We start from the raw sequence: 11,943 nt of genomic DNA on the forward strand, positions 1-11,943 counted from the left end.
AAATTGCAAGAAAATCTGTTCACACTTACTTTTTTATAGTATAATCACTATAAAGATTACTTATTTAGAACAATTTTAATTTAAGAATACAGATCAATATTCATTCTACAAATTGAGGAGTGAAGATTTATGGTAACATTATACACATCACCAAGCTGTACATCATGTAGAAAAGCAAGAGCGTGGTTAGAAGAACACAATATTCCGTATCAAGAGAGAAACATCTTTTCAGAGCCTCTTTCAATCGATGAAATTAAAGAAATTCTTCGAATGACTGAAGACGGTACAGATGAAATTATCTCAACACGTTCAAAAGTATTCCAAAAGCTAAATGTGAATGTTGAGACAATGCCTCTTCAACAATTGTATAAACTAATCAATGAGCATCCAGGTCTTTTAAGACGTCCAATCATCTTGGATGAAAAAAGACTACAAGTTGGCTACAATGAAGATGAAATTAGACGTTTCCTTCCAAGAACGGTTCGTACATTCCAACTCAGAGAAGCTCAGCGACTTGCTAACTAATAGAAAAAACGAAAAGCTGCCGATCATTTGGCAGCTTTTTTTATTTGTTTTCAGCCGTTTGTTCGTAAAACAGGCTGGCTAAAATGACCATGATGACTGTTAAAAAAGGGAGCATCAATTCAAGAGTTGCGTGCTGTGCCATAAATTCATTCAATTTCACATCACGAACAATCATTTCACCGCCAGTAAAAGCCAAAAGAGCACTTCCTCCGTATAAAAGAAACGGGAATTTGGTTAAAGCCGCATGAATCAGCTTACTTCCCCAAATAATAATCGGTACTGAAATCATCAGCCCAAAGGCAGTCAGCAACATGTTGCCCTTTGCCGCTCCTGCAACAGCAATCACATTATCAAGTGACATAAAGAGGTCGGCAATCACAATGGTCTGTACCGCACGCCAAAGGGAGCCGCTGCTTTTAATACGAATCGATTCTTTTTTTTGTTCAATTAACAAATTGTATCCTATATAAAGGAGAAAAAGTCCGCCGATAAATTGCAAATAAGGGATGGTCAATAAATAAACTGCGGCACCTGTCATTGTAATTCTCATCAGCACGGCCAAAAGTGTGCCGATCCATATGGCTTTATTGCGTTTGTCATTTGACAAGCTGCGGCTAGCCATCGCAATGATCAACGCGTTATCACCGCCTAAAATCAGATCGATGCCAATAATCATCAGTAAGGATATGAGCCACTCTGTTTCCATCCATTTCACCTCATGTCTAATAGAGCTCGTACAACCAATATATGAAGACAATTCAAATATATGTTTCTGTAAGTTTTCTCTGCAAAAAATGCGTTTTTATTTCTTTTATTCATGTTTTATCATAAAATAGACAGTACGAAGCAATACCTCAATTCTTTAAAAGGTTAACATGTAGACGGAACGGGTAAAGTGTAGTAAAGTACTATTAATTGGGAGCTTGTATGTCCCTTCAACATCTTATATAGAAGGGAAGGTTGGCAAAATGGAAATCGAAAGAATAAATGAACATACAGTAAAATTTTATATTTCCTACGGTGATATTGAAGACCGCGGATTTGACCGTGAAGAGATTTGGTATAATCGCGAACGCAGTGAAGAGCTGTTTTGGGAAGTAATGGACGAAGTGCACGAAGAAGAAGAATTTGCAGTTGAGGGACCACTTTGGATTCAAGTGCAGGCACTTGACAAAGGTCTTGAAATTGTCGTGACGAAAGCCCAACTTTCTAAAGATGGACAAAAGCTCGAATTGCCGATTCCAGAAGATAAAAAAGATCAAACAGATGAAGAAAGTCTAGACGCACTACTTGATGATTTTCAAAAAGAAGAGCAGGATCAAGAAGACCATAATGAGAAGGACAAAAAACTTCAACTTCAATTTGTGTTGAAAATGGATGACTTTGAAGATTTGATTGCACTTTCTCAATTAAATATGCAGGATTTTACCACAAGTTTATATTCGTTTGAAAACCGTTATTATCTATATGTTGACTTCCACGAGGATTTGTCAGATGAGCAAGTGGAGAATAAGCTCAGCATTTTGCTTGAATATGCTCATGAATCAGTGGTCAGCATTTACAGACTGAAAGAATACGGTCAGCTGATTATCGAAGGAAATGCCCTTGAAACGATTCAACAGCACTTCTCGTAACCAACAAAAGTCGATTTCTATAGAGGAATCGGCTTTTTTATCTGAATGAATAGGTAAATAAAGAGAACGGCAAGGAGAAAATGAAATGAGAAATTTAGTCAAAGTTCTATTTTTTCTTATCATTACGATAGGTGCTTATTTAGTCATTCAATTAATTGCCGGAGATTTGGCGGTAAGTGTATTAAGTTCTGTCAGTGTTCTATTCACTTTATCGATTATCTTCATCGGGTTTGTCATATTCTTGGAAAACCGAAATCCATCTCAAACGATCACGTGGCTTGTCCTGCTTGGCAGCTTTCCGTTATTCGGTTTTTTGTTCTACATTTTCTTTGGACGCAATATCAAAAAGCGAAGGCTGTTTGAAAAGAAAGCGATTCTAGACGAACAGTTAATCCAGGAAGATGAACATATTCATAGAGAAGCAATTGAGAAGATGACGCATATGGGCGATCATCAGCAGCTCTTATTTAAGCTGGCTCACAGACTTGGACATACCCCTATTACGTATCGCACGTCCTCTAAAGTCCTGACCAACGGAGAAGAAACATTTTCTCATATATTTGAAGAAATCAAAAAAGCGACACATCACATTCATTTAGAATATTATATTCTCCGCCACGATGACCTTGGACAAGAATTAAAAGATATTCTCATTGATAAAGCGAAAAACGGCGTGATTGTCCGCTTTTTATATGACGATGTAGGAAGCTTAAAGCTTTCACGTCAATATATTGCTGACCTCGAAAAGGCTGGCGTTCAGATCGTTCCATTTTTACCTGTGAGACTACCCCTGTTAAATAATAAAATCAATTTCCGAAATCACCGAAAAATTGTCGTGATTGATGGAGAAGTTGGGTTTGTTGGCGGGCTGAACATTGGAGACGAATATCTGGGTAGAAGCAGACAATATGGATTTTGGCGTGACACGCATTTGATGATTAAAGGTGAAGCTGTTCGTGATCTGCAGCAGATTTTCATGCAGGATTGGTACTATATGACGAATGAAAGATGTGCAGGTGTGGACTACTTTAAAGATTTCAGTCACCTTGAAAGCACAACAGAAGGTGTACAAATGATCGCTGGTGGTCCTGATAAACAGTGGGAAGTCATTAAAAATCTCTTTTTCTCCATGATTATCTCTGCCAAAAAGTCTATTTGGATCGCTTCGCCATATTTTGTGCCGGATGATGATATTTTGTCTGCACTGAAAATTGCTGCATTAAGCGGAGTAGACGTACGGATTATTGCACCGAAAAATCCAGATAAACGAATCGTCTTCCATGCGTCCCGTTCATACTTCCCTGAGCTTTTAGAAGCAGGTGCAAAGGTGTATGAATATGATCAAGGCTTTATGCATAGTAAATTTATCATTGTGGATAGCGAGTTGGCTTCAATAGGAACGGCCAATATGGATATGAGAAGCTTTCATTTGAATTTTGAAGTAAATGCCTTCCTCTATAAAACGAAAAGCACTGAGAAGCTTGTAAACGACTTCTTAGGTGATTTAGATCAGTCTCACGAGATTGTCCCAGAAGAATTTGCAAAGAGACCGTTAAGGGTCAGACTCTTTGAATCAACAGCAAGATTATTATCGCCATTACTATAAAGATTGTATTTTCCCCCCTTTTTATCAAGGGGGTTTTTTCGTTTTCCTCAAGAAAACATCAGTAAAATTATATTTTCACACAACAAAAGATCATTTTGACGATTCGCTCTCTTTTAGACGAAAAAGCTATAATACGGTCATCAAAGACTAAGGGGCGAGCTGAATGAATACAGCGATTATGGATAATGGAAAGCTTATTCGTATTACACATCTTTTATCTAAAAACCGGCTGGAGCATGTCAGGGCGACGTGCAAGTTTTACTGCCCAGAATGCAGGGAAGAAGTGCAATTAAAGCTTGGTGAACAACGTGTCTATCATTTTGCACATAAACAGCTCACTGCATGTCCACTAGCCTCAGGCGAAACGGCTTATCATCAAGCGGGAAAAGAAGCCATTATGAATTGGCTTCAGCGGCTTGGGCATAAACCGGTGCTTGAAAAGTATGTGTCAAAGGTTCATCAACGTCCTGACGTGGCCGTCTCTATTGGAGGAACAAGCTATGCAATCGAATATCAATGCTCAAATATTTCACGGCAAGAGCTCCGTAAAAGGACAGCAGGACTCCGTCAAGCAGGCCACTTCCCTATATGGATCATAGGAGCAAATCGTTTAAAGCGAAAATCTGCCCAGCTCTTTTCCTTCTCCTCGATTCATTGGGGAATGTTGAGAGAATCACAGAAAGGGAGTCTGATTTTTTACTGTCCGCTACAGAATCGATTCATCCATCTTGCTCAATTCCTTGTATTTCAACCAACAAAAATATGTGCCGCTATAACTGTCAGATCGCCAACAGCATATCGCCAATTTTCAGATATCCTATCGCAGCCCTCAAGCAAGCGCCAAGTCTCTACACAATGGCTAAGATGTATACAGCAATTTAGGCAGCGACCTCCTCGTATTTTATCAAATGAAAGCAAACGATTAAGAGACGTTTTTTATGAGCATCATCAAACAGCTTTCCCTTTTTTGCCGGCTGAATTATTTATCCCACTACGCAAAGCGTACATCTTTACAAGCCCTGTTTATGTCTGGCAGGGGTGTCTATACGATTGGATGATAAGAAAAAAAGGAAGCAGTCCAGTGACGATTCAACTGTTGATGAAAGAAATCAAGCGGTGTATCGAGATGAAAGGAGTAAAGCTTCGTTATGGCGATGTTTCAATAGAAGAAATAAAAGAGGTCATCACATCATATGTTCATGCGCTTGTCAGACAAGGGTTTTTGCGCATGACGAAAGAGGGTAATTATGAAGTAGCATCAAATCAAAAGCCGATACAAACAGTAGATGAAGCGTTCAAACGAGATGCTTTCTTATTTCATTAGCATGTTTCATGCCCACTTTGATCATGATAAGAAAAAGGTGGTGCTGCGATTGAATAGAAAGAAACGCTTTTTTCTCATTTTTTTAGTCTGTTTGGTATTTATTTCTGCATATGATTTGACAAATATAGTTCAAAACAAAGAAGATAAATACAACACCAATTTCTTTCACTTTCCGAAAGGTTGGTTCAACACAACTTATGCAAGGGGGATTCATATGACTTCAGAAAGCAATAACAACCATTTACCGGACAGAAGCGAAGTAAAAGAAGAAAACAAATGGCGACTTGAAGATATTTTTGAAAGCGTCGATGCATGGAATAAGGAATTTGAAGCGGTCAAAAAAGAAATTCCTAAGCTCGCCCAATTTAAAGGCAAGCTCGCTCATTCTGCTGATGTACTGTATGAAGCCCTAACCTTTCAGGATCAGCTTTCTGAAAAGCTTGGTAAGCTTTATACATATGCGCACATGAAATACGATGAGGATACAACGAACTCATCATTTCAAGCGCTGAATGATAAAGCATCGAATTTATTTACACAGCTCTCTAGTACCTCTGCTTATATTGTTCCAGAGATTTTATCGATTCAAGAAGATAAATTGCAGCAGTTTATCTTGGAAAAAGAAGAATTAAAACTGTATTCTCATGCTCTTGAAGAAATTAATAAAGAACGTCCGCATATCCTAAGTGAGGAGCAAGAGGCCTTATTAGCTGAGGCATCTGAACCTCTCTCAACTTCATCTACTACTTTTAGTATGTTTAACAATGCTGATATTTCGTTCCCTTCTGTAAAGGATGAAAATGGGGAAGAAAAGAAAATTACCCACGGAAACTTTATCACATTTTTAAATAGTGATGACCGTGAAGTGAGAAAGAATGCCTTTAAAGTTGTGTATAAAACGTACGATCAGTATAAAAACACGCTTGCTTCGACACTGAGTGGCTCGATTAAAAAGGATAATTTTTATGCAAAAGTTCGAAATTATAAATCGGCAAGAGAATCAGCACTGTCTCGAAACAGTATTCCAGAAGAAGTATATGACAATCTCATTGATACCGTTCATCAATATTTACCGTTACTACACCGTTATATTGAATTACGTAAAAAGGTGTTAAAGCTTGATGAAGTGCACAATTATGACTTGTATACGCCACTTGTAAAAGATGCTGGAATGAAGCTAACCTACGATGAAGCAAAGGATTATATGCTAAAAGGGTTAGCGCCATTAGGAGAAGAATATGTCTCTGTGTTAAAAGAGGGGCTCAATAATCGCTGGGTAGACGTTTATGAGAATAAAGGGAAACGTAGCGGTGCTTATTCATCTGGAAGCTATGGCACAAATCCATATATCCTCATGAACTGGCAAAATAATATTGATAATTTATTTACACTGGCTCATGAATTTGGGCACTCTGTCCACAGCTACTATACAAGAAAACACCAGCCATATCCGTATGGAAACTACAGTATCTTTGTAGCTGAAGTAGCTTCCACGACAAACGAGGCGTTACTAGGTGAATATTTGTTGAATCATCTAGATGATAAAAAGCAGCGTTTGTATGTGCTAAATCATTTGTTAGAAGGATTTAGAGGAACAGTGTTCAGACAGACGATGTTTGCTGAGTTTGAGCATCTGATTCATGTGAAAGCACAAGAAGGAGAGGCTTTAACGCCAGAATTCATGACGAACCTTTATTACGACCTGAATAAGAAGTATTTTGGAGACGGCATGGTTGTGGATAAAGAAATCGGATTGGAATGGACGAGAATCCCTCACTTCTACTACAACTATTATGTCTATCAATATGCAACAGGCTATAGTGCTGCACAGGCATTAAGCAAGCAAATCTTAGAAGAAGGAAAACCTGCGGTGGAGCGCTACACAGACTTCCTTAAAGCAGGAAGCTCTGATTACCCAATTAATGTGCTGAAAAAAGCAGGTGTTGATATGGCTTCCAAAGAACCAATCGAAGCAGCATGTCAATTGTTCGAAGAAAAATTAAAAGAAATGGAAGAGCTCATCTCTAAAATGGGTGAGTAATGAAAAGACTTCTGTCAGACGTGTGAGTGCAAACTCATCTTTTGACAGGAGTTTTTTTATCATAAAAATAGACCTCTTCGTATGTAGAGGCCGCTCCTTATCATCAACCTTTAAATCCCTTAAAGGTCTTCCTGTGGTTCATTCGATAAAGTGTAAAAAGGATTGCAGCAAATAAGAGTGGTGAGGTGAGATAAAGAGGAAGCATTTTCATTAAGCCTAATATGTTTAAAAAGAAACAGAAGCCAATGGAAACAAGTCCAATGGTTGTGCTACGCATGCAGATCCCTCCATTTTTTCGTTACTTTCACTATATGAAAGTGACAACCCTCTTATGTTTTGTGACAAAAATATGAACATATAGTATATCTGTTGTCATAAGTCGACAAAATTTGATATACTACAGATGTGAAATTAATCACATACAAACATTACCCCTTTGTTTGACCGTGAAAAATTTCTCCCATCCCCTTTGTTGTCGTTAAGACATAGTGAAACCGCGCTTATCCCGGCGCGGTTTCTTCGTGGTTTCAAAAAGAACAAACGTTCCTTTTTAGAGGTAAAGAAAAAACATGGGTCAGCACCCATGTTCATTCTCACAACGATAGACATCAAGATCTGAATGATGATCATCTTCTTTATAGCGCCAAAACATTTCTTGATGCACTTGTACACGTTCGACTTTTTTAGCGAAAGCCAGCTTTTTCATTTCTCGTTCAACTTCTTCAAGTGTCAGGTCATAAACGACCGCAATTTCTTTAGCAGATGCAAATTGAAAGTAAGCAATAAACCATTCAATTGGAGGTCGTTCTGAAGGGGTTGGTTTTTCACCAATCATTTCAAAAAGGATTTCCTCGTATACATCATAAGAGTACGCACCTGAAATTTTTAATCCTTCATCTCCGTTTACTGTATTAAAAAAGGCAAAGGTCGGTAGTTCAGACACGTCCATTTCAGCGGCAATTTTCATATCACATTTTAATGCTTTGACAGCACTTTGAGAATGAATATCGCGCTGGAATTCCTCGATGTCTAGTCCAGCGCTTTTCGCATTTTCTAGTAGTACGTGTTCACTTGTGACATCTTGCTGATGGCAAAAAAGTGATTCTTGAATGAGACGCAGAAATTTCATTCCGCATTTTCTGCCTTGAAGTTCAGCCGCTTTTAATGCAAGCGAGGCGAGATAAGGTGAAGTTACAATTTGTTCAGACAGCATTTGTTCTTTTTTGGTCTGAGTTTTGGTCGCAAATTTCCCCCATGCTTCAGTTAGTAAATGCTTTTTTCGTTTTCGATTCAATGCATTAATACTAGAGCTTGTCACTGTTCGTAATGTGAAAAAACGGCCGTACTTCATTTTTAATTTTTTGATAGATGGCTCTAATAACCAGCAGTCTGGACTTAGAGGGTCAATGAATACATAGATTTCAATCGGCTTTTGAGGATGTCCGTGACAGTGTGAGAAATATTGATCATGCGTATTGCAGCTCAAGATCGTCCATCCTTTTCAGGTGTTTGATTGACCATATGACGAGCCGTTAAAGAAAGCCGCTCAAATAAAAAGTCACGAATATCGCCGGTTAATCCTACTTGATCCATTGCATCCTCCATGCATTCAAGCCATGCGTCAGCCCGCTCCTCAGTAATCGGAAAAGGGAGATGTCTCGCCCGTAGCATAGGGTGGCCATGCTCCTCTGTATAAAGCGGGGGTCCGCCTAAATATTGCGTTAAAAACTGTTTTTGTTTTCTTGCTGTTTCTTTTAAGTCATCCGGGAAAATAGGATGAAGCAAAGGATGACACTTTACATTTTCATAAAAAGTATCAACAAGTTGCGATAGAAGTTCCTCTCCAACCGCTTCGTAAGGTGCGTTAAACGATTGTACCATGTTGACTACTCCTTTTACTCGTAGTTAATAGGATGTCACACCCTATTGAAAATTCATTTATTTCAAAAGTGATATTCAGTTTGTTCTATTTGATTGTTTCTGTTCTTGTATACTTATTTTAACAACCTCAACTCAATTCCACAAACAAACCGCTTTGGGCTATTGGAAATAAGGGGAGAGGCGGGTTCCGTGATCAATTGACCATATCATAACACATTCAGTCAAAAAAGGGTGAAAAGCGACATACAAAAAACCGAAGAGGTTATTCTCTTCGGTTTAAGCGAAATATTGTGCTGTGATTTTCTTTACATAATTTTGTGTTTCTTTAAATGGTGGAATGCCGCCGTATTTATCAACATTTCCTGAGCCTGCATTGTAAGCAGCTAAGGCGAGTGAGACATTTCCATTATATTTTTGAAGCATTTGTTTTATATACTTCGTCCCGCCCTCAATGTTTTGGGCCGCATCAAAGGCATTATTCACGCCAAGTGACTTAGCTGTAGATGGCATAAGCTGCATAAGGCCAAGTGCGCCTGCATGGCTCACTGCATTCGTACGATAGCCAGATTCTTGCTTGATCACCGCATGAATCAGCTTTTCTGGAACACCATGTTTTTGAGCCATTTGTGACACAATTTGATTAATTTCTTTTGAAGATGAGCCGCTTGAAACAGCCTTTTGAAGGGGCGGCGTATAGCTGTTGTTTAAGACATTTCCAATACCATTCGCTGTATTTAATTGAGCGTCATTCGCAAATGAAGGTTGAGCTTGAAGCTCTTCACCGCCAGCGATAGCAGATAAGTATGGATTTGTACGTGCATATTGTGTGTTCGGAGCCGTTGATGGGTCCGTTCCCATAAATGCAGAAATGGATAGCGGGAGGCGTGATAATTCTGATCCGCCTAAAAAATCTTGCAACAGCGACTGAAATGAGGCCTGTGCATTCGATTCTTGGCCGCCCTGCATTTGCGTTTGTCCAGGGTCTGATTGTAACGTTTTAAGCGCTTGGAGCTGCATAAAGGATTGAAGTTGATTGACGTTCATCATGTTCCTCCTTCAAGGAATTCATCTATTCTGTGTTTTCATTTTTTCTTCATAAAAACGTACGACTTTGTTTTTCGTGTTTCGTACAGGGATTTGAAATTGTTGGAGCAATGCGGAGAATGCGGTTTGTCCGATTTCTAGGTCGCTCACTTCAAATTCAAGTTCGTAGTCCTCTACTGTTAAATATCGGCTGTGATCCAAAACAATTAAGCCTTCTTTGATCTTTTTTTCAGCTCTCGACGTTTCAAGTGAACCAAAATACACAATTTGATCCTTTTGAATGTTCAAATGGTCTAGCCTGTCAGCCACTTCACCTTTTGGCAACTGAAAATCATCAAGGTTTGAAGGAGGAGCGATCGTTTGGTGGGTTTCGAGCAAGCCTATCTCGTGTGGTTCCTTTAACGTGAGAACCCACTGACCGTTTTTTTCTCTCGTTCTTAATGCAGCGAATTGAGATTTTATATCAAATTGGGGTGTATCAAAGTAATAGTTGGTTTGCGTATGAAAATCAGAATCCTTCAATTGAAAATGTTGTTTCAACTGTTCAAATTCTTCTTTCATTAATAATTGCTTTAGTTCTATTTCAATTTCCTGTGCCATTTTGACATCAACCTTTCATTTAGAGGAAATATGATTATTGTACATGAAGTATGTTCATCATGTAAAAGACTGTTTTTATCTATTGTTTCTCTTTCCGTTTGTGCCAAAATCAAAGGGTAATGACGTGAAAGAGTCATTTATAAAAAGAAAATAGGATTTTCTCCAAAAGTTCGGTTTATCAATATTGAACTTGATATGATAAAATAAAGCTGTACTTTGTTGTAAAGGAGATCATGATGCAAAACCGAATTGAAATCGCAGAAGCAACTTTAAAAGAAGACAGGCTGATTTTGACGACCAAGTCAGAAGAGCAAATCCAAAAAGCAAAAGCATCAGGACAAATGCTTGTTGATTCTGATCACTTTGCGTTCGTTTACATACTTGAAAATGAGGAGTCCTTTTCATATCTTATCTTAGGGGAAGATACATGGGCTCCATTAAAAGAAGCAATGACACTTGACATCCCTGTCTATTTGGCAGCGGAAGGACATTCGTTAGAACTCATTCAGCTTCATCAAGAATTACATTATTTAATCGACAATATTAAAGACAATGCCAATTACGGAGATATGGAAGAGAAAGTGAAGAGCACATTCCTCTGAAATAATTAGGTATATGGAATTGGGGGAAGTTTCATGGACAAAAAACAATGGGATCAATTCCTCGCACCGTATAAACAAGCAGTCGAAGAATTAAAAGTGAAACTAAAAGGCATTCGAAAGCTGTATGAATTCGAGGATGACCATTCACCAGTAGAATTTGTCACAGGCCGAGTGAAACCCGTTGCCAGCATATTAGAAAAGGCAAAGCGTAAAGATATTCCAATGCATGAAATTGAAACGATGCAGGATATTGCTGGGCTTCGCATTATGTGCCAGTTTGTAGAAGACATACAAGTCGTGAAAAAAATGCTTCAGTCACGAAAAGACTTCGTGGTTGTTGATAAACGCGACTATATTGCAGAGCATAAAGAAAGCGGATACCGTTCGTACCACCTTGTTGTGTTATATCCGTTGCAAACGATCAACGGAGAGAAGCAGCTCCTTGTCGAAATCCAAATTCGTACACTTGCGATGAATTTTTGGGCGACGATTGAGCACTCTCTGAATTATAAATATAGCGGGAATATCCCGGAGAAAGTCAAGCTGCGCCTTCAAAGAGCTTCTGAGGCAGCGTCTCTTCTTGATGATGAGATGTCTGAAATTAGAGGGGAAATTCAAGAAGCACAAGTAGCATTTTCCCGGAAAAAGAAAAACGATAGCTGAGCCTGTGCTTGATCAAATATGAA

Annotated in this window: 13 protein-coding genes; 7 read left to right on the forward strand and 6 right to left on the reverse strand. The window is 38.7% G+C overall.

Annotated features, from left to right (window positions below; translation table 11 throughout):
- Positions 1–129 precede the first annotated feature (129 nt).
- Positions 130–525, forward strand: a complete 396-nt coding sequence (gene spxA / locus GPS65_RS10905; protein WP_003211421.1) for a transcriptional regulator SpxA — start codon at positions 130–132, stop codon at positions 523–525.
- Between the two features lie 40 nt (positions 526–565).
- Here spxA and GPS65_RS10910 read toward each other — a convergent pair whose 3' ends face one another.
- Positions 566–1,231, reverse strand: a complete 666-nt coding sequence (locus GPS65_RS10910) for a TerC family protein (protein ID WP_012009572.1) — start codon at positions 1,229–1,231, stop codon at positions 566–568.
- Positions 1,232–1,493: 262 nt separating this feature from the next.
- On the opposite strand from GPS65_RS10910, the gene mecA reads away from it, so the two are divergent.
- The 4 genes from mecA (at position 1,494) to pepF (ending at position 7,130) form a co-directional block, all read left to right on the forward strand.
- Positions 1,494–2,159 carry an adaptor protein MecA gene (mecA, locus tag GPS65_RS10915; RefSeq protein WP_012009573.1) on the forward strand — a complete coding sequence of 222 codons (666 nt, stop codon included), beginning with the start codon at positions 1,494–1,496 and terminating at the stop codon, positions 2,157–2,159.
- A gap of 85 nt (positions 2,160–2,244) precedes the next feature.
- Entirely contained in the window at positions 2,245–3,765 is a 1,521-nt protein-coding gene (gene cls / locus GPS65_RS10920) for a cardiolipin synthase (RefSeq protein WP_161985419.1), read from the forward strand.
- A gap of 163 nt (positions 3,766–3,928) precedes the next feature.
- A complete protein-coding gene (locus GPS65_RS10925) occupies positions 3,929–5,089 on the forward strand; it encodes a competence protein CoiA (RefSeq protein WP_012009575.1) in 1,161 nt (386 codons plus the stop codon).
- 214 nt (positions 5,090–5,303) lie between these two features.
- On the forward strand, positions 5,304–7,130 hold the full coding sequence (gene pepF, locus GPS65_RS10930) for an oligoendopeptidase F (RefSeq protein ID WP_338014774.1): 1,827 nt from the start codon (positions 5,304–5,306) through the stop codon (positions 7,128–7,130).
- A gap of 103 nt (positions 7,131–7,233) precedes the next feature.
- Here the strand turns inward: pepF and GPS65_RS19295 are convergent, their stop codons facing one another.
- The 5 genes from GPS65_RS19295 to GPS65_RS10950 all read right to left on the reverse strand — a co-directional run bounded on the left by GPS65_RS19295 (position 7,234) and on the right by GPS65_RS10950 (position 10,655).
- A complete protein-coding gene (locus GPS65_RS19295) occupies positions 7,234–7,407 on the reverse strand; it encodes a hypothetical protein (RefSeq protein WP_088003084.1) in 174 nt (57 codons plus the stop codon).
- 297 nt (positions 7,408–7,704) lie between these two features.
- Complete coding sequence (locus GPS65_RS10935) at positions 7,705–8,616, reverse strand: ClpXP adapter SpxH family protein (protein ID WP_012009578.1); 912 nt, start codon at positions 8,614–8,616, stop codon at positions 7,705–7,707.
- Entirely contained in the window at positions 8,613–9,011 is a 399-nt protein-coding gene (locus GPS65_RS10940; protein WP_008355333.1) for a globin domain-containing protein, read from the reverse strand. Before GPS65_RS10940 ends, GPS65_RS10935 begins: the two co-directional genes overlap by 4 nt.
- Before the next feature lie 276 nt (positions 9,012–9,287).
- A complete protein-coding gene (locus GPS65_RS10945; RefSeq protein ID WP_041815403.1) occupies positions 9,288–10,055 on the reverse strand; it encodes a lytic transglycosylase domain-containing protein in 768 nt (255 codons plus the stop codon).
- Positions 10,056–10,076: 21 nt separating this feature from the next.
- Positions 10,077–10,655: a CYTH domain-containing protein gene (locus GPS65_RS10950; RefSeq protein WP_161985420.1), complete on the reverse strand. Its 579-nt coding sequence runs from the start codon at positions 10,653–10,655 to the stop codon at positions 10,077–10,079.
- Positions 10,656–10,891: 236 nt separating this feature from the next.
- Here GPS65_RS10950 and GPS65_RS10955 point away from each other — a divergent pair, with 236 nt between their 5' ends.
- Both GPS65_RS10955 and yjbM read left to right on the forward strand, forming a co-directional pair.
- On the forward strand, positions 10,892–11,257 hold the full coding sequence (locus GPS65_RS10955) for a UPF0738 family protein (RefSeq protein WP_041815407.1): 366 nt from the start codon (positions 10,892–10,894) through the stop codon (positions 11,255–11,257).
- Positions 11,258–11,290: 33 nt separating this feature from the next.
- A complete protein-coding gene (gene yjbM / locus GPS65_RS10960) occupies positions 11,291–11,920 on the forward strand; it encodes a GTP diphosphokinase (RefSeq protein ID WP_012009582.1) in 630 nt (209 codons plus the stop codon).
- The last annotated feature ends 23 nt before the right edge of the window (positions 11,921–11,943 follow it).

This window comes from Bacillus pumilus (assembly GCF_009937765.1).
GTDB lineage: Bacteria > Bacillota > Bacilli > Bacillales > Bacillaceae > Bacillus > Bacillus pumilus_O.